Source organism: Rhodoferax sp. LB1P47 (assembly GCF_056521445.1).
In genome coordinates, this window is record NZ_JBWMAU010000001.1 from 630,179 (window position 1) to 649,060 (window position 18,882).

11 protein-coding genes are annotated in these 18,882 nt (G+C 64.7%); 6 read left to right on the plus strand and 5 right to left on the minus strand.

Annotated features, from left to right (window positions below; all coding sequences use genetic code 11):
* Positions 1-2: 2 nt before the first annotated feature.
* The 6 genes from AC0969_RS03015 to AC0969_RS03040 all read left to right on the plus strand — a co-directional run bounded on the left by AC0969_RS03015 (position 3) and on the right by AC0969_RS03040 (position 11,141).
* Positions 3-8,372, plus strand: a complete 8,370-nt coding sequence (locus AC0969_RS03015; RefSeq protein ID WP_479622644.1) for a glycoside hydrolase family 94 protein — start codon at positions 3-5, stop codon at positions 8,370-8,372.
* A complete protein-coding gene (locus tag AC0969_RS03020) occupies positions 8,359-8,910 on the plus strand; it encodes a DUF1003 domain-containing protein (protein WP_479622645.1) in 552 nt (183 codons plus the stop codon). Before AC0969_RS03015 ends, AC0969_RS03020 begins: the two co-directional genes overlap by 14 nt.
* A 195-nt stretch (positions 8,911-9,105) precedes the next feature.
* Entirely contained in the window at positions 9,106-9,618 is a 513-nt protein-coding gene (locus AC0969_RS03025; protein ID WP_479622827.1) for a ferritin-like domain-containing protein, read from the plus strand.
* 74 nt (positions 9,619-9,692) lie between these two features.
* Entirely contained in the window at positions 9,693-10,010 is a 318-nt protein-coding gene (locus AC0969_RS03030) for a BON domain-containing protein (RefSeq protein ID WP_479622646.1), read from the plus strand.
* Positions 10,011-10,039: 29 nt separating this feature from the next.
* The gene (locus AC0969_RS03035; protein ID WP_479622647.1) at positions 10,040-10,258 is read left to right on the plus strand and encodes a CsbD family protein; all 219 of its coding nucleotides are present in this window, start codon (positions 10,040-10,042) and stop codon (positions 10,256-10,258) included.
* Between the two features lie 112 nt (positions 10,259-10,370).
* Positions 10,371-11,141: an exodeoxyribonuclease III gene (locus AC0969_RS03040; RefSeq protein ID WP_479622648.1), complete on the plus strand. Its 771-nt coding sequence runs from the start codon at positions 10,371-10,373 to the stop codon at positions 11,139-11,141.
* Positions 11,142-11,182: 41 nt separating this feature from the next.
* On the opposite strand, the gene AC0969_RS03045 is transcribed toward AC0969_RS03040, so the two are convergent.
* From AC0969_RS03045 to glnA, 5 genes are all read right to left on the minus strand, one after another.
* Positions 11,183-13,819, minus strand: a complete 2,637-nt coding sequence (locus tag AC0969_RS03045) for an EAL domain-containing protein (RefSeq protein ID WP_479622649.1) — start codon at positions 13,817-13,819, stop codon at positions 11,183-11,185.
* Between the two features lie 319 nt (positions 13,820-14,138).
* Positions 14,139-15,668, minus strand: coding sequence for a nitrogen regulation protein NR(I) (gene ntrC, locus AC0969_RS03050; RefSeq protein ID WP_479622650.1), 1,530 nt, complete (start codon positions 15,666-15,668; stop codon positions 14,139-14,141).
* A 37-nt stretch (positions 15,669-15,705) separates the two neighbouring features.
* On the minus strand, positions 15,706-16,779 hold the full coding sequence (gene glnL / locus AC0969_RS03055; RefSeq protein ID WP_479622651.1) for a nitrogen regulation protein NR(II): 1,074 nt from the start codon (positions 16,777-16,779) through the stop codon (positions 15,706-15,708).
* A complete protein-coding gene (locus AC0969_RS03060) occupies positions 16,779-17,288 on the minus strand; it encodes a hypothetical protein (RefSeq protein WP_479622652.1) in 510 nt (169 codons plus the stop codon). The genes glnL and AC0969_RS03060 overlap by 1 nt, the downstream gene beginning before the upstream one ends.
* 161 nt (positions 17,289-17,449) lie before the next feature.
* On the minus strand, positions 17,450-18,865 hold the full coding sequence (gene glnA, locus AC0969_RS03065; protein ID WP_479622653.1) for a type I glutamate--ammonia ligase: 1,416 nt from the start codon (positions 18,863-18,865) through the stop codon (positions 17,450-17,452).
* Between the last annotated feature and the right edge of the window lie 17 nt (positions 18,866-18,882).

The window sequence follows — 18,882 nt, forward strand, 5'->3', positions numbered from 1 at the left end:
GCATGGCGACCGAGCTGCTGCATTTGGTGCCCCATGCACCACCCGCCTTGCGCGAAATGCTGGACGGGGGGCATGGCCCGGTGCAGCCGCCGATACGGTCAGAAATCTTCGGCCTGCAACGCTTTGCCCAGCATGGCCGCAGCCTGGGCGAAACCCACCGCGCGGAGCGGCCCCGCCTGGGGGCTGCCAGCTTTTTTCCGCGCCTGCGCGACAACATCCACATCCTGAAAAATGCCCACCGCTACATCGGCGTGCAGGCCGCCACCGGCTACGACGTGAGCCCGGCGGCCGAGTGGCTGCTGGACAACTTCCATTTGATCGAGGCCCAGCTGGAAGAAATCCACGCCGGGCTGCCGCGCAGCTATTTCCGCGCCCTGCCGGTGCTGCAAGACGAGCCGCTGGCCGGGCTGCCCCGGGTGTACGGCATTGCCTGGGCCTTTGTGGCGCATACCGATGGCGCGTTTGACGAGGCGCTGCTGGTGCAATTCCTCAGCGCGTACCAGGAAACCCGCGAGCTGAACCTGGCCGAGATGTGGGCCCTGCCCACCACCCTGCGCGTGGTGCTGGTGGAGAACCTGCGCCGCCTGGCCGAACGCGTGGCCACCAACAAGGCCGCCCGCGAAGTCGCCAACCTGTGCTGCGACCACCTGGACACCACCTCCATTGCCGCACTGGACGAACTGCTGGCGCTGCTGAACGCGCGCGGCGTGGGCCGCATGTTTCTGACCCAGATGGCGCTGCGCCTGCAAGATACCCGCACCGACAGCGACAACAGCGTCAACGACTGGCTGCAAGCCGCCCTGCCCGACTTTGCCGCAGCCCTTACCCAGCACAACGCCGACCAGGCCGCCGACAACCTGAGCGTGAGCAACGCCGTGAAGTCGCTGCGCGCCATTGGCGATGCCGACTGGCCCGACATCGTGGCCCGCACCAGCCTGCTGATGCAGCGCATGCTGGCCGCCCCGGTGTTTGAAGCCGAACACCCCCACACCCGCGATGCCACCCTGCACGGCATCGAACGGCTGGCCCGGCGCAGCGGCCACAGCGAAGCCTCGGTCGCGCAGACGCTGCTGGATTTGATGCAAACCAGCAACCCGTTTGATGCGGCCACCGGCGTGCCCAGTTACTGGCTGGAGGGCGCGGGCCGCCCGGTGCTGGTGAAGGCCGTGGGCCTGCGTGAAAACGCCACCGTGCGTTGGCACGCCCTGACACACCGCGCCGCCCTGCCCGCCTACCTGGGGGCGCTGGGCATTGGCACGGTGGGCCTGGTGGCGTGGATGCTGCACCACCACCCCAGCAGCGGGCTGGGGCTGGTTTTGCTAACCGCTGCGCTGATGCTGTTCCCGGCATCCGAGGCCATCGTAGCCATCCTGAACCGGCTGATCAGCGAATCGGTGCGCCCGCAGCACCTACCACGCCTGGGCCTGTTGGACGGCATACCGCCTGCGCACCGGGTGCTGGTGGTGATACCGGCCATGCTCAGCAGCACGGAATCGACCCGTGCGCTGGTGCACCGGCTGCACCTGCACTACATTGCCAACCCCGAGCCCTGCGCCCAGTTTGGCCTGCTGTCCGACTGGGTGGATGCGGATACCGAGCGCACCCCGGCCGATGCCGACCTGCTGTCCACCGCCACGCAGGAAATCAGCGCCCTGAACCTGCGCTACCCCAACCCGCAGGGCACGGCCCCGCGCTTCATCCTGCTGCACCGGGAGCGCAGCTTCAGCACCACCGAGCAGCGCTGGATCGGCTGGGAGCGCAAGCGCGGCAAGCTGGAGCAACTGGTGCAGGCCCTGGCCACCGACTCTGGCGATGCCTTTATGTTTTTGGGCAACACCTCCCGCATGGCCCCGCACACGCCCTACATCGTGACGCTGGACAGCGACACCCAGCTGCCCCCCGGCCGCCTGCGCGAGCTGGTGGGCGTGGCGGCACACCCGCACAACCAGCCCCGGCTGGATGCCAGCGGGCGCAGCGTGGTGCAGGGCTACGGCATCTTGCAGCCGCGCGTGGCCACACCGCTGCCTGCCCGCAAAGATTTCACCCTGTACCACTGGCTGTTTGCCGGGCAGTGCGGCATTGACCCTTACAGCGCCGCCACCTCCGAGGTCTACCAGGATGTGTTTGCCGAGGGCAGCTTCACCGGCAAGGGCTTGCTGCACGTGCAGGCCCTGCACGCCGTGCTGTCGGGCCGCTTGCCCGAGGGCCAGGTGCTCAGCCACGACCTGCTAGAGGGCTCGCTGGCGCGCTGCGCGGCGGTGACCGACATCACGGTGATCGAAGACGCGCCTTTCCATGCCGACGTAGCCGCCTCCCGCGTGCACCGCTGGACGCGCGGCGACTGGCAGCTGCTGCCGATTCTGCTGAACGCCGGGCGCTACCCGCTGCGCGCCATCAACGTCTGGAAGATGTTTGACAACCTGCGCCGCTCGCTGGTGGCCCCGGCCTCGCTGCTGTTGTTGCTGCTGGCGCTGTGCCTGCCCACGGTATCGCCCTGGGCTGCGCTGGTACTGGTGGTGGCGGCCTTTTCGGCCGGGCCGCTGATGGGCGCGGTGGCGGGCTTTTCGCCCAGCCGCGACGACCTGGCCAAGCAGCACTTTTACCGCCAGGCCGGGGCCGACCTAGCCCGCACGGCGTGGGGCGGGCTGTGGCACCTGGCCCAGCTGCTGATGCACGCGCTGTTGGCGGTAGACGCGATTGCCCGCGCCCTGTACCGCATGCTGGTCAGCCACCGGCATTTGCTGCAATGGACCACCGCTGCCGCCGCGCAGGCGCAGGCCAAAACCCATCTGCCCGCGCTACTGCGGGCGCACTGGAGCCTGCCGGTAGTGGCGTTGCTGCTGTGGGTCGGGCTGCTGGCCGTGGGCACGCCGTACCCGGCACTGGCCACCGTGCTGTGCCTGCTGTGGGCCGCGTCGCCGGTGTGGATCTGGTGGACCAGCCAGCCCCGCGCCAGCCGCGAAGATGCCCGCCTGCCCGCCGCCGACCTGGCCCATCTGCACGGCATTGCCCGCGACACCTGGCGCTGGTTTGAGCGCTGCATTGGCCCGGCCGACAACTACCTACCGCCCGACAACCTGCAAACCCTGCCGGTGGACATGCTGGCGCACCGCACCTCGCCCACCAACATCGGCCTGTACCTGCTGAGCGTGGCCTGCGCCCGCCAGTTTGGCTGGATCGGCACGCAAGACCTGCTGGAGCGGCTGGACGCCACCCTGGCCACGCTGGCCCGCATGCAGCGCCACCGGGGCCACTTCTACAACTGGTACGACACCCAAACCTGCGCGCCGCTGCTGCCGCTGTATGTGTCTACCGTGGACAGTGGCAACCTCAGCGGCCACCTGCTGGCCGTGGCCCAGGCCTGCCGCGAGTTGGCAAGCACACCGTTTGACACCCGCGCCAGCCGCCACGCCATCCGCACCTCGCGCCTGCGCATGGACCCGCTGCTGGCGACCCGCAAAAGCCTGCCGCCCCCGCAGCGCGAACAGTTGCGCTGGATGCTGGCCGACCACCGGGCCACGCGCCGCTCCATCGCCCGCGACTTGGCGGCCGACAAGTCGCTTGACCACGGCGCACGCCTGCGGGCGTTGGCGCAGACCCTGGAAGACCTGGCCTGGGCCGCCGACTACCGCTTTCTGTACCACCGCAAGCGGCACCTGCTGCACATTGGCTACCGGGTGGCCGAGCTGCAACTGGACGCGGGCTTCTACGACCTGCTGGCCTCAGAGTCGCGCCTGACCAGCCTGCTGGCGATTGCCAAGGGCGATGTGCCGGTGCGCCATTGGGCATCGCTGGGGCGGCCGTTTTACGCCATCGGGGCCAATGCGGGCCTGCGCTCGTGGTCGGGCTCGATGTTCGAGTACCTGATGCCCACCCTGGTGCTGGTGGAGCCGCCCGGCAGCGTGTTGCAACAGGCCTGCCACGCCGCGCTGCAAGAGCAGATGGCCTTCACCCAATCCATCCAGGCGCGCAAAGTGCCCTGGGGCATTTCTGAATCCGCCTACGCCGGGCAAGACCACACCCTGGCCTACCAGTACGCGCCGCAGGGCGTGCCCCGGCTGGCGCTGCGCCGCACGCCGATCGACGAGCTGGTCATCGCCCCATACGCCACAGGGCTTGCAGCGCAGGTAGCGCCTGCACTAGCAGCTATTAATTTTATAGCACTCGAAAAACTCGGCACGCACGGGCGGTATGGCTACATCGAGGCGCTGGACTTCACCCCGGCACGCCAGGCCGATGGCCACGGCTTCACCCCGGTGTGCACCTTCATGGCGCACCACCAGGGCATGACGCTGGTGGCCCTGGCCAATGTGCTGCTGGACGGCCCGGCCCAGCGCTGGGGCATGGCGAATCCGCACATCGAGGCGGTCACCTCGCTGCTGCACGAACGTGCGCCGCGCGAGGTGTCGCTGCTGAACGCGCCGCCGGCCGGGCCACCCACCCAACGGATGCAGCCACGCGCCCCCGGCCTGCTGCGCGAGGTGCGCCCCGGCAGCCACGCGCTGGAGCCCACCCACCTGCTCTCCAACGGGCGCTACCACGTGGCACTGCGGGCCAACGGCGCGGGCTGGAGCCGCCGTGGCAGCACCGGCATTTCCCGCTGGCGCGACGACGCACTGCGCGATGCCTACGGCAGCTTCTTCTACCTGCGCTGGAGCGCAGACCAGCCACCGGTGTCCACCACCCAGCACCCGGCCCCCGACCCGACCGCCGACTACCACAGCACCTTCCACGCCGACCGGGTCTGCTTCGATGCCGAGTGGCCCGGCGTGCAAGCGCACACCACGGTGTGGGTCAGCCCGGAGGACGACATCGAGTTCCGCCAGGTAGAGCTGCGCAATCTGGGCGACCAGCCGCTGGAGCTGGAGCTGATTTCGGCCTTTGAAATCACCCTCTCCGATGCGCGGGCCGACGAGGCACACCCGGCATTTACCAATCTGTTTGTGCGCGCCACCTGGCAGGCCGAAGACCAGGCGCTGGTGTTCGCCCGCACCCCGCGCCTGCCCACCGAGCAGGCCCTGCAAGCCGCCCACTTCATGGTCGATACCGACCCGCAGGTGCTGGGCGTGCGCATCCAGACCGACCGCCAGCACTGGCTGGGCCGCAACCGCGATGCCGCCCAGCCGCTGGCCGGGTTTGCCGTCCCGCCGGCATCGGGCTTGCTGGATACGGGGCTGGACCCGGTGTGCGCCATGGCCGTCAAGCTGCGAATTGCGCCGCACGGCAAGGCCCGGCTGACCTTTGCCACCGCTGCCAGCGACAACGCCAACACCCTGCAAGCGGTGATCGACAAATACCGCCAGCACAGCAACGTGAAGCGCTCGTCGCTGATGTCGGCCACGCTGACCGGCATCCGCCTGCGCACCTGGGGCTTGGCGCCCGACAACCTGGTGGCCATCCAGACCCTGACCAGCGCACTGGCGCTCAGCCTGGCCCGCCCAAATATGCGCACCGGGCCTGACGGCATGGCCCCGGTGAGCGACCGGCGGCTGCTGTGGCGCTTTGGTATCTCGGGCGACCGGCCCATTCTGCTGGTGTCCGCCAGCGCGATGGAGGGGCTGGGCCTGCTGCGCGCATTGGCCCAGGCACTGAAGCTGTGGTCTTGGGGCGGCCTGGGCTGCGACCTGGTGGTGGTGAACGCCGAGCCTGCGTCGTACCTGATGGCGCTGCACCGCGAGATCGGCATCCTGCGCGACCGCCATGCGGCCGACCGGGGCGGTGAATCGGCCCCCACCACGCTACACCTGCTGCGCGCCGATGAGCTGACCCCCGACGAGTTCAGCACCCTGCACGCCCAGGCCCGGGTGCGCTTGCTGGCCGATGGCCGCCCGCTGCTGCACCACGTGCAGGCCTGGACGGCCCTGCACGAGCAGGCGCTGGAAAACCGGCAAAACACCTCCAGCGTGGCCGTGCCTTTGGTACCGCACCGCCCCGATACGGTGCCCGCCCCCACCGGGGTGTTTACCGCCGAGGGTGAATTCCGCTTTGATGTGGGCCCCCACCTGCGCACCGTGCGCCCGTGGACCAATGTGCTGGCCAATCCGGCCTTTGGCGCGCACATCACCGAAGCCGGTGGCGGCTACAGCTGGGGCCTGAACAGCCGCCTGAACCAGCTCACCGCCTGGTCCAACGACCCGGTGGGCGACACGCCATCGGAATGGTTTTTGCTGCAAGACCCCCGCACACTGGAGGTGTGGAGCATCGCCCCCAATGCTTGGGCCGACCCGCAGGCGGTGTACCACGTAGCGCACGGCCAGGGCAGCACCACCATCCGCCACCGCCGGGGCGATATCGACGTGGCCGCCACCTGGTGTGTGGACCCCGACATCTCGGTGAAACACGTGCGCTTACACATCATCAACCGGGGCCACCGCAGCCTGCAACTGCGCCTGATCGGCATGGCCGAATGGCTGATGGGGGCCAACCGCAGCGACCGCAGCACGGTCCACACGGGGGTGTTCCAGCAGGCCGCCACCACGGCTCTGCTGTGTACCCAGCGCGAGCGCAACGCAGGCTTTGGCGAGGGCACCGCTTTCCTGGCCCTGACCGGTGGCGACCACTACGCGGTGGACGACTGGACCTGCGACCGCCGCGAATGCTTTGACGCAAGCGGCCGCCTGGTGCTGCCCGACCACTTTGGCCACGCCACCGGGGCCGGGCTGGACCCCTGCGCCGCCATCACCACCACGCTGCACCTGGCAGCGGGCGACACCGCCGACCGGGTGTTTTTGCTGGGCTTTGCCGCCAACCCGCTGCTGGCCCGTGAGGTGGTGCTGCAAGCCGCTGCCGCGCCCGCCACGCAGCGCCTGGCCGCCGCCCGCGCGCACTGGGATGCCCTGCTGGGGGCCACGACGGTGGCCACGCCCGACCCGCTGTTCGATGCGATGGTGAACCACTGGCTGCTGTACCAAACGGTGGTCTGCCGCCTGTGGGCCAAGTCGGGCTTTTACCAGGCCGGTGGGGCCACGGGTTTCCGCGACCAGCTGCAAGACGCGATGGCGCTGGCCTGGGCCGCGCCCGGCATGCTGCGCGAACAAATCACCGTGTGCGCGGCACGCCAGTTCCCCGAGGGCGATGTGCAGCACTGGTGGCACGCCCCCAACGGCGCGGGCGTGCGCACACATTTTTCAGACGACCTGCTGTGGCTGCCGCACGCCTGCGCCCACTATCTACACAGCACGGACGATACCTCGCTGCTGGAGACCCAGGTGCCCTTTTTGGAAGGCGCCGCCATTCCCAAAGGGGCCGAAGACGCGTACTACACGCCTGGGGTCAGCATGGAGACGGCCACGGTCTACGAGCACGCCGCACGCAGCATCGACCGCAGCCTGGCGGTGGGCGCACATGGCCTGCCCTTGATGGGCAGCGGCGACTGGAACGACGGCATGAACCGCGTGGGCATCGAAGGCCGGGGCGAATCGGTGTGGCTGGGCTGGTTCGTGTGCCAGGTGGTGGCCGAATTTGCACCGCTGGCCCACGCCCGTGGCGACACCGCCCGCGCAGAGCGCTGGGAGCAGGCCGCCGAGGGCTGGAAGGCCGCGCTGGTGGGCCCGGCGTGGGACGGCCAGTGGTTCAAACGGGCGTTTTTTGACAACGGCGAAGCGCTGGGCTCGCACTTCAACCCCGAGGCCCAGATCGACCTGATCGCCCAGGCCTGGGCCGTGCTGTCCCACGCCGCCCCGGTAGCCTTGCAACGGATTGCGCTGACCGCGATGGAAGAGCACCTGGTAGACCCGCAGGCCGGACTCATCAAACTGCTGGACCCGCCGCTGGCGCATGCCGTGCCCAGCGCAGGCTACATCCAGGCCTACCCGCCAGGGGTGCGTGAAAACGGCGGCCAGTATTCGCATGCCGGGGTGTGGGCGCTGATGGCGCAGGCCGCGTTTGCGCAGAGCCAGCAAGAGGCATCCGACACGCCCTACCGCTACTTCACCTACCTGAACCCGGCCCACCGGGCCGCCAACCCGGCACACAACGCCGCCTACGGTATCGAGCCCTATGTGATGGCGGGTGATGTGTACACCCAGCCGCCGTATGTGGGCCGTGGCGGCTGGAGCTGGTACACCGGCTCGGCCGCCTGGATGCACCGGGCGGCCATCACGTCCATATTCGGCTTAGAACAAGAGGCGGACACGCTGCGCTTGACCCCCTGCCTGCCCTCGCACTGGCCGCAGGCCGAGATCACGCTGCGCCGGGGCGAGCGCAGCATGCGCTTCATCTTGACCCGCAGCCCGCCCGAGGCCGCGCTGGCCGACCACGCGCAATCCAACGCCCAGCTACTGCGCGTCGGCGAATCCCTGCCGTGGACCACGCTGGAGGCGCACACCTGTTTCGTGGTTCCGATAGGACTTTCACACCATGACAAGCGCTGACAACACCACCGAAAAACTGCTGGGCCTGGCCTATGACGCGATGGACGCGCAAACCCAAAAGGTGGCTAGCCACATCGCCGGGCGCAAACACATTGCCCGCAACACCGCCACCGACCTGGAGGACGACACCTCGCTCGGTGCGCGTGCAGCCGACGCGGTGGCCAGCTTTGGCGGCTCGTGGACCTTCATCCTGCTGTTTGCGGCCGTGTTGGTGGTGTGGGTGGGGCTGAACGTGCTGCTGCTGGCACGCTGGAACGCGGTGTTCGACCCCTACCCGTTCATCCTGCTGAACCTGTTTTTGTCCATGCTGGCAGCGGTGCAAGCGCCCATCATTTTGATGTCGCAAAACCGCCAGGCCGAGAAGGATCGGCTGCACGCCGAGCACGACTACGAGGTCAACCTGAAGGCCGAGCTGGAGATCATGCTGCTGCACGAAAAGATCGACGCGCTGCGCCAGGGCCAGTGGGCCGAGCTGCTGGAAATGCAGAAGGAGCAGTTGCAGCTGCTGTCGCATTTGAAAGACAAAACTTCAAACTAGCCGACACGTCCATGCGGCATCCTCCTACACAGTGGAGCGGCACAGGCCGATACGTGCCAGCAGCCCTCGGTTTTACAGTTCAGGCATCGGCTGGGGAGTTGCAAAACCCCTTAGCCGACCAACCAAGGAACTACGATGGCCGCTAAAAATGAACCCACGAATGTCACGCAATTGCCGCCCCCCAGCGGCGACCGGATGGTACTGAACGAAGCCGCAATTGGTGCCGCCCGCCGCAGCCTGGACCAGGGTGCCGTAACCCCCAGCTACGGCCCTTGGCGCGAAGACATCATCCAGCTGCTGAACGATTCACTTGCCACCGAACTGGTTTGTGTGCTGCGCTACAAGCGCCACCACTTCACCGCCGATGGCCTGGCCTCTGCCGCCATCGCCGCCGAATTTCTGGTGCATGCCACCGAAGAATCCGGCCACGCCGACCGGCTGGCACAGCGCATCGTGCAGCTGGGCGGCGAGCCCGACTTCTCACCCGATTCGCTGACCAAGCGCAGCCACGCGGCCTACGACGACTCGAAAGATCTGAAAGAAATGATCAAAGCCAACCTGGTGGCCGAGCGTGTGGCGATTGAGGCTTACAGCCAGATGATCGCCCTGATTGGCGACAAGGACTCCACCACCCGCCGCCTGCTGGAAGACATCTTGAGCGACGAGCAAGAGCATGCCGACGAGCTCAAGGACTGGCTGGCCGCCTAGTGTTTTAGCCCTGGCTGGTGGGGCCATTCACCATGCCAAACCTGATCTATTTTTTACCAACCGGAGTATCCAAAATGAAACTGTCCATCCGCAACACCCTCGCCGCATCCATCGCCGCTATCGTCCTGCTGACCGCAGGCTGCGCCGTCACCCGTGGCCAAGAAACTGTGGGCGCCTACATCGACGACTCGGCCGTGACCACCAGCGTGAAAGCCCGTTTTGTGGACAACAAGGAAGTAGATGCATCGGCCATCAGCGTGGAAACCATGAACGGCACCGTGATGTTGTCGGGCTTTGCCAAGAGCCTGAAGGAAAAAAGCACGGCCGAGAGCATTACCCGCAACGTCAAAGGCGTGAAGGCCGTGAAGAACGAGATCTCTGTCCGTCCTTAATTTTTAACCGCAACCTAAAGGAAACCGCTATGAACTGGGACACTATCCAAGGCAACTGGAAACAAGCCACCGGCAAAGCCAAAGAGCAATGGGGCAAACTCACCGACGACGACCTCGACGTGGTGGCCGGTAAGCGCGACCAGCTCGCAGGCAAGATCCAGGAACGCTACGGCATCGCCAAAGACGAAGCTGAAAAGCAGCTGTCGGCCTGGGAAAAGAAGGCCAATGACAACGCGTGGTTTAAATAAACCCGCCGTCTGACGCTTAAAACGCCCCGAGATCGGTCTCCGATCTCGGGGCGTTTGCACGTGCGCGGCGGCCAGCCTCGGTAACATCTCCCATTTTTCTGCGGATTACCCCATGCAACTCGCCACCTGGAACGTCAACTCCCTCACCGTACGCCTGCCACAGGTTCTGGACTGGCTGGCCGCCAACCCGGTGGAGGTGCTGGCGCTGCAAGAAACCAAGATGACCGATGACAAGTTTCCGCACGCGGCCTTTGCCGAAGCCGGATACCAAGCGCAGTGGTTTGGCCAAAAAACCTACAACGGCGTGGCCTTGCTCAGCAAGACGGCCGCCACCGAGGTGGTGAAAAACATCCCCGGTTTTAGCGATGACCTGGCCCGGGTGATCACCGGTACGGTGCAGGGCGTTCGCGTCATTGGGGCCTACTTTCCCAACGGCCAAGCCCCCGGCAGCGAAAAGTTCGACTACAAAATGCACTGGCTCAAAGCCCTGCGCGACTGGATCAAAGCCGAGCTGCTGGTGCACCCGCAATTGGTGCTGATGGGCGACTACAACATCACCTTTGACGATGCCGACGTGTGGGACCCGGTGGGCTTGGAGGGCACTATCCACTGCACCGACGAGGAGCGCTACCACCTGCAAGCCCTGGTAAGCCTGGGCCTGACCGACACGCACCGCATGTTCCCCCAGCCCGACAAATGCTATTCGTGGTGGGATTACCGCGACGCGGGCTTCCGGCGCAACCGGGGCATGCGCATCGACCACATCCTGGTCAGCCCGGCACTGAAGCCGCTGGTCACCGCCTGCACCATCGACACAACTCCCCGCAAAAACGAGCGGCCCAGCGACCACGCACCGGTGTTCATCGCCCTTAATTTGCTATAATTTTTATAGCTATAAGCGCATGTTTTATATGCGCCAGAGGCCTATTTGACCAATGCGTTTTTTACAAACTCCACAAACTGCGCTGCGGGCAGGGCCCGGCTAAACAGGTAGCCCTGGTAGGCATGGCAGCCGCACTGGGCCAAAAAGTCTTTTTGTTCGACGGTTTCCACGCCCTCGGCCATCACGTCCAGGCCCAGGTTGTGGGCCAGTGCCACCACGGTGCGGGCTATGGCCGCATCGCTGGGGTCGGCGAGCACATCGCGCACAAACGACTGGTCGATCTTGAGCTGGTCCAGCGGCAGCCGCTTGAGGTAGGCCAGCGACGAATAGCCGGTGCCAAAGTCGTCTAGCGACAGGCCGATTCCCACCGCCTGCAAGGCCGCCATCTTGGCCACCATGTCCTCCAGATTGTCGATCAGCATGCTCTCGGTCAGCTCCAGCTTGAGGCGCTGCGGATGGGCCCCGGTGCGGGCCAGCAGCGCCAGTACGCGGTCCACAAAATCGGCCTCGCGAAATTGCCGGGCACTGACATTGACCGCCAACACCAGGTGGGCCAGCAGCGGCTGCTGCGCCCAGGCTACCAGCTGCTGGCAAGCGGTTTCCAGCACCCAGCGGCCCAGCGGCAAGATGTGGCCCGTCTCCTCGGCCAGCGGGATGAAGCTGGCGGGCGACACCATGCCGCGCACCGCGTGGGGCCAGCGCAGCAGCGCCTCGGCACCGGTAATGCAGCCCTGCCCATCCACCTGGGGCTGGTAGTGCAACTCGAACTGCTGCTGGGCGATAGCCTGGCGCAGATCGACCTCCAGCGCGGCGCGGGCGTTCACCACGGCTTGCATGGCGGGGTCGAAAAATCGCATGCCGTTGCGCCCGGCGGCCTTGGCCTGGTACATGGCCAGGTCGGCTTGCTTGAGCAGTTCATCAACCGACAGGCTCAGGCCACTGTAGAGCGCCACGCCGACGCTGGCCGTGCTGTTGAAGTCAAAGTCACCCAACTGGTAGGGCTGGTTCAGCGCGGCAACAATCTTCTCGCCCACGGCACGCACGTCTGCCGCAGCCACGGCAAGGTTGGGGTCCAGGTTTTCCAGCACCACCAAAAACTCGTCGCCGCCCAGCCGGGCCACCGTGTCGCAATCGCGGATGCAGCCCGACAAACGCTGGGCAGCCTGGCGCAGCAGCAGATCGCCTTTGTCGTGGCCCCGGGTGTCATTCAGGGTCTTGAAGTGGTCCAGATCAATGAACAGCAAGGCGCCGGTGTGTTTGTTCCGCTCACTCACCGTCAGGGCACGTTGCAGGCGGTCCATCAGCAGGCGGCGGTTGGGCAGCTCGGTCAACGGGTCAAAAAATGCCAACTGGCGTATCTGGTCTTCGGCGGCTTTGCGCAGGGTGATGTCGGACAGCGTGGCGACAAAATAGCGGACCTCGCCCGCTGCGTCATACACCGCGTTGATGTTGACCCACTGCGGAAACACCTCGCCGCCTTTACGCTTGCTCCAGATTTCTCCGGCCCATTTGCCACTGCGCCGCAGCGCTTGCTGGATCACCGAAAAATACACATCGGTGTCCCGCTCGGACTTGAGCAGCGCCAGGGTCTTGCCCACCAACTCCGCATCGCTGTACCCCAGGCTTTGGCTAAAGGCCTTGTTGACGCGCAGGATGCGCTGCTCGGGGTCGGTGACCAGTACGCCCTCCTGGGCTTCAAAGGCCGTCGCGGCAATGCCCAGTTCGGCCTCGGCACGGTAGCGGGCCGACAGGTCAATGTCTACGCAAAACATTTCCGGTGGGCGCCCTGGTGCCTGCACAAAGGCGTGGCTGGAGAACACCGGTACGCGGCTACCGTCTTTGTGCTTGAGCACCAGTTCACCGGCGGGAATGGCCTCGCGGGTCTGGAACATCTGCGCCATCGCCTGGCGCACGCCTTCGCGCATGGGCGGGGGAATAATCAGGTCGCGCAGGTTGCGGCCAATGGCCTCTTCGGCGGTAAAACCATACAGGCGCTCAGAGGCTTTGTTCCAGTACCGGGTGGTTCCATCGGGCGCATAGGCCTGCACCGAAACGCCCGGAATGTCTTTGATCAGGGTGCGAAACCGGGCCTCGGACTCGCGCAGCGCCTCGTCCAGTCGATCGCGGCGCCGCCCTTCTTGCAACACCATCGCCAGCAGCAAGGTGGCGGGCGTAAACACCAAGATAAGTGCCAGCGCAACGGACCCCAATTGGTCCGCAGGCAGCGGCGACTGGGTCAAAAAACCGATGCGCAACAGCTGCAATACCAGCCCAAAACCCAGCAACGTGGGTACATCCATGCGGGCCCAGCCCCGCTCCACCGCCGTGCGGTACAGCACCCCCAAGCCCACACTGAGAACCACCAAGGCCAGCCCCACCAGCATGGCACCCGAACCCATCCACAGCCGGTAGAGCAAGATGACCAGCCCGGCCACACTGCCCGCCAATGCGCCGCCAAACAAGCCGGCAATACCCAGCACCACCATGAAACCATTGATCACCACACCCGGTACCGGCGCGTACGAGGCGGCCATGCCCAGCACGCTCACGCCGCCAAACAGCAAGCCGGTGACCAGCTGCCCGAGCCGCTGGTGCCCACGCCACAAGCGCACATGCAGGCACTGCAACACCCCCAACAACAACATCCACGCCACATCCTGGGCCAAATAAACCACCATGAGTGCTCTCCCACACCTACCGTGCATGGACTCGGGCGCAGAGCACCCCGGGACCATGAAGGTTGTTTCTCGGTAATTGCCACGTTAAAACATGCGCCGCCGCACCCGACTTAGCGCAAGCTTGTTACACATTGATCCTACTTTAGCCCGCTTTAGTAGTGCGGTGGAGAGAATTTATGCGCGGTCTTCAGGGCCAAATTTACTATAAAAAAAAGAGCTTCTTGCGCATACAGAATATGCGCAAGAAGCTCTTTTCTTATAAATTTGCAGACCGGGCTTTACCAGACTGCGGGGCTTAGGCTGGCACAGCCTGGGCGCGCTATTCCAAGCCCAGCTCTTGAATTTTGCGGGTGATGGTGTTGCGCCCAATGCCCAGCTTTTGCGCCGCTTCGATGCGCCGACCTCGGGTGTTGTGCAGGGCGGTAAGGATGAGTTTGGACTCAAACCGGCGCGTCAACACGTCCCATACATCGTGCCGGTCATTGGCCAGCAGCTCCAGCGCCTCGGCTTCCAGCCCCAGTTCCCACCCGGTTTGTGCCGTGGCGCTGGCATCTACCGGCGCGGGTTTGAACACCGGCTCCAAGGCCATGTCCGGGCTGGTGTCCTGGTGCGCCTGCACCGGTACCAAGGGCACACCGACAATGCGCGCAGCCGTGGTGTGGCCCAGGCTGGAGGGCGGCACGGTCACGCCCAGCACATCGGGCGGCAAATCTTTGGGCTCGATGGTCTGGGCCGGGGCCATCACGGTGAGCCAGTGGCACAGGTTTTCCAGCTGGCGCACATTGCCGGGGAATGGGAACAGCGCCACCTGCGCCAGCGCCGCATCCGAGATACGCTTGGGCTCCACACCCAGCTGCTTGGCGCTTTGCTGCAAAAAGTGGCGGGTCAGCATGGGTACGTCTTCGACCCGCTCGCGCAAAGCGGGCAGGCGCAGGCGAATCACGTTCAGGCGGTGGAACAAGTCCTCGCGGAACACGCCGTCGCGCACCCGCTGCTCCAGGTCCTGGTGGGTGGCAGCAATCACCCGCACCTGCGCCTTGACGGCGTTGTGCCCGCCCACGCGGTAGAAATGCCCGTCGCTCAGCACCCGCAGCAGCCGGGTTTGCAGGTCGAACGGCATGTCGCCAATTTCGTCCAGAAACAAGGTGCCGCCATCGGCCTGCTCGAAGCGGCCCCGGCGCATGGTTTGCGCACCGGTGAAGGCACCGCGCTCATGGCCAAACAGCTCGCTCTCCAGCAAATCTTTGGGGATTGCTGCGGTATTGATAGCTACAAACGGCCCATTGGCGCGCGGCGAGTGCTTGTGCAATGCACGGGCCACGAGCTCTTTGCCGGAGCCGGATTCGCCGGTAATCATGATCGTGACGTTGCTCTGGCTGAGGCGGCCAATGGCGCGGAACACGTCCTGCATGGCCGGGGCCTGGCCCAGCATTTCGGGGGCGGCGGCCATGCGCTCTTCGGCCACTTCTTCGCGCTGGCTTTCCTCCACCGCGCGGCGGATCAGCTCCACCGCCTTGGGCAGGTCAAAAGGCTTGGGTAGGTACTCAAACGCCCCGCCCTGGAAGGCCGACACGGCACTGTCCAGATCGGAGAACGCCGTCATGATGATGACCGGCAAACCGGGATGCTTCAGCTTGACCTTCTCCAGCAAATCCAAGCCCGAGCCGCCAGGCATGCGGATGTCACTGACCAAAATTTGCGGGCCGTCTTCGTCGGTGGCCGACTCCAGCGCGGTGAGCACGTCACGCGGATTGGTGAAGCTGCGGGTGGGCAGGTCTTCCCGCAGCAGCGCTTTTTCCAGAACAAAGCGGATGGATTGGTCGTCGTCTACTATCCAGATCGGCTTCATAGTGGGGAGTACCTTGGGTCAGGCTGCCTTAGGTTTATCAAGGCAGCGGGATGAGTAATTTGAAATCCGTGCGGCCCGGAACACTGTCGCATTCGATCAAGCCGTGGTGCTGCTGGACGAAGGTTTGCGCCAACGTCAGCCCCAGCCCAGACCCACCCTCTCTGCCCGACACCAGCGGGTAAAAAATGCGGTCCTTGATCGACTCGGGAACCCCCGGGCCGTTGTCGATGACATGCAATTCCAGTGCCAATCGGTAGCGTTGTTTGCCAAAGGTCACCTGGCGCGCAATCCGGCTGCGAAAAGTAATCTGGGCATCGCCCTCGGCAATGCGCTCGGCCAGCGCCTGGGTGGCGTTGTGGGCCACGTTGAGCACCGCCTGGATGAGCTGTTCGCGGTCGCCCCGAAACTCGGGGATGGACACGTCGTACTCGCGCTCGATCTTCAGCCCACGCGGAAATTCGGCCAATATCAGGGAGCGCACGCGCTCGCAGATTTCGTGGATGTTGACATCGCCCACCACGTGCGGGCGGCGGTGCGGGGCCAGCAGGCGGTCTACCAGGCTTTGCAGGCGGTCGGCCTCGTGGATGATGACCTGGGTGTACTCGATCAGCTCGCGCGACTCGATCTCCATCTCCAGCAGCTGCGCCGCGCCGCGTATGCCGCCCAGCGGGTTCTTGATCTCGTGGGCCAGGTTGCGAATGAGCTCTTTGTTGGCCTGGGCCTGGTCGATCAGGCGCTCTTCACGGTCTTGCTTGGCCTGCTGCTCCTGCGGCAGCAGCTCGATGATGATTTCGCCGGGGCGCTCGGTTTGGGCCAGGATCACGTGCACCGGCACCGGCTCGTAGTTCAGGCGCTTGAGCCACGCGTCGTAGCGCATGGCCGCAAACTCATTGCTGCCGGCACCGGCCAAGGCGTTTTCCAAAATCTGGGGTTCGGTAAAAAAGTCCGGGAAATGCGAGCCTTCGATGGTGCGGCGCGAGCTGCCCAGCGCGTCCTCCAGGGCGGCATTGGCAAACAGCACTGCGCCGTCACTGGACAGTACCGCCACCAGGGTGGCCAGCAAATCAAACGCGTGGAACCGGGTGATGTAGGGGTGGGAGGGGTTCGTCATCAGGGCAGGTTGCGGGCGGGGGGCAGGCGCGCAAGCTCGCGTTTGAGGCCTGCGATGTCACTGTCGTTGCGGGCGATGCTGGCTTTCAGTTCGGCCACGCGATCGATGTATTTTTGGTAATTGCGGGCTTCACCGCCTTGTTTTTCAGGCTCACCGGCGTTGTATTCTTTACGCAAATCGGCCTGCCGGGCTTCGGCTTTTTTCAACTCAGACTCCAGAATCATGCGGGCATCGGAATCGCGGGCGCGCTGCTCGGGCCCGTCATTGCGCGGGCTGGCAGCAGTGGGGGCCCGCACCGGGGCAGGAGTGCTGGTCGACTTGGTGCCGGGTGGATTGCTGTGCAGAATGGTGACATTGCCGCCCTCCACCAGTTTGCAGCCACGTGCCTTGGCTGCCTGGGCATCTTTGACAGCATTGGTGTACTCGTTGCCGCAACGGTAGACGGCCATGTCCTGCGCCCCAACGGTGGCCGACACACCCACCCAAATCAGACCAAAAAAGTATTTCATGCGTAAAAAGTAAAGCCCAACCGGGCTTGAACTAAAGAGAGGTGCGCAACAGTACTCTGTTTCCAAGGCACGCCGCACGCAAAACGCAAAAAGGACGGCTTGCGCCGTCCTTTGAAGAGCCTTGGCGGCGCAATACTTTGCGCATCCTAGGCCAGTCGCCATTACAGCGAGTAGTACATGTCAAATTCCACCGGGTGGGTGGCCATGCGCAAGCGGGTGACTTCTTGCATTTTCAGGTCGATGTAAGCGTCGATGTAGGCATCGGTGAACACGCCGCCCTTGGTCAGGAACGCACGGTCTTTGTCCAGGCATTCGAGGGCTTGGTCCAGGCTGTGGCAGACGGTAGGGATCAACTTGTCTTCTTCGGGAGGCAAATGGTACAGATCCTTGGTGGCGGCTTCGCCAGGATGGATCTTGTTTTCCACGCCGTCCAGACCGGCCATCAACAGGGCCGCAAAGCCGAGGTAAGGGTTCATCAGTGGATCGGGGAAACGCGCTTCCACGCGGCGCCCCTTGGGGTTGGCCACGAAAGGAATACGGATCGAGGCCGAGCGGTTCTTGGCCGAGTACGCCAGCTTCACCGGAGCTTCGTAGCCTGGGACCAGGCGCTTGTAGCTATTGGTGCCGGGGTTGGTGATGGCGTTCAGGGCACGTGCGTGCTTGATGATGCCGCCGATGTAGTACAGGGCGTATTCGCTCAAACCGGCATAGCCGTCGCCAGCAAACAGGTTCTTGCCGTCTTTCCAGACCGACTGGTGCACGTGCATGCCGGAGCCGTTGTCGCCAACGATGGGCTTGGGCATGAAGGTGGCGGTTTTGCCGTAGGAGTGCGCGACGTTTTGGATCACGTACTTTTGCAGCTGGACCCAGTCGGCGCGCTCGATCAGCGTGCTGAAACGGGTACCAATTTCCATTTGGCCGGCATTCGCCACTTCGTGGTGGTGCACTTCGACCGGGATGCCCAGGGATTCGAGCACCAGGCACATTTCGGAGCGCATGTCTTGGAAGCTATCGACAGGAGGCACGGGGAAGTAGCCACCCTTGACGGCTGGGCGGTGGCCCGTGTTGCCGTGTTCGTATTCTTTGCCGGTGTTCCAAGCAGCTTCTTCGGAGTCGATCTTGGAGAAGCAGCCGGACATGTCGTTGCCCCAGCGGACGCTGTCGAACACGAAAAATTCTGGCTCAGGACCAAAGAATGCGGTATCGCCCAGGCCCGAAGCCTTCATGTAGGCCTCAGCGCGCTTGGCCAACGAGCGGGGATCGCGCTCGTAAGGCTTGCCATCGGTGGGATCGATCACGTCGCAGGTCATGATCAACGTCGTTTCTTCAAAGAACGGATCAATGTTGGCGGTGTTGGCATCGGGCATCAATTGCATGTCCGAGGCTTCAATACCCTTCCAGCCAGCGATGGAAGAGCCGTCGAACGCATGGCCCGAAACGAACTTGTCTTCGTCAAAATGGGACACGGGCACAGTCACGTGCTGTTCTTTGCCACGGGTATCGGTGAAGCGGAAGTCTACGAACTTGACTTCGTTGTCTTTCACCATCTTCATCACGTCAGCGACGGTCTTTGCCATCAAGAATCTCCTGGTAG

Coding starts and splice junctions, on each gene's coding strand:
- AC0969_RS03025 (WP_479622827.1), top strand. CDS start 9,106: ATGGTACTGAACGAAGCCGCAATTGGTGCCGCCCGCCGCAGCCTGGAC.
- AC0969_RS03020 (WP_479622645.1), top strand. CDS start 8,359: ATGACAAGCGCTGACAACACCACCGAAAAACTGCTGGGCCTGGCCTAT.
- AC0969_RS03045 (WP_479622649.1), bottom strand. CDS start 13,819: ATGGTGGTTTATTTGGCCCAGGATGTGGCGTGGATGTTGTTGTTGGGG.
- AC0969_RS03015 (WP_479622644.1), top strand. CDS start 3: ATGGCGACCGAGCTGCTGCATTTGGTGCCCCATGCACCACCCGCCTTG.
- AC0969_RS03060 (WP_479622652.1), bottom strand. CDS start 17,288: ATGAAATACTTTTTTGGTCTGATTTGGGTGGGTGTGTCGGCCACCGTT.
- glnL (WP_479622651.1), bottom strand. CDS start 16,779: ATGACGAACCCCTCCCACCCCTACATCACCCGGTTCCACGCGTTTGAT.
- AC0969_RS03040 (WP_479622648.1), top strand. CDS start 10,371: ATGCAACTCGCCACCTGGAACGTCAACTCCCTCACCGTACGCCTGCCA.
- glnA (WP_479622653.1), bottom strand. CDS start 18,865: ATGGCAAAGACCGTCGCTGACGTGATGAAGATGGTGAAAGACAACGAA.
- ntrC (WP_479622650.1), bottom strand. CDS start 15,668: ATGAAGCCGATCTGGATAGTAGACGACGACCAATCCATCCGCTTTGTT.
- AC0969_RS03030 (WP_479622646.1), top strand. CDS start 9,693: ATGAAACTGTCCATCCGCAACACCCTCGCCGCATCCATCGCCGCTATC.
- AC0969_RS03035 (WP_479622647.1), top strand. CDS start 10,040: ATGAACTGGGACACTATCCAAGGCAACTGGAAACAAGCCACCGGCAAA.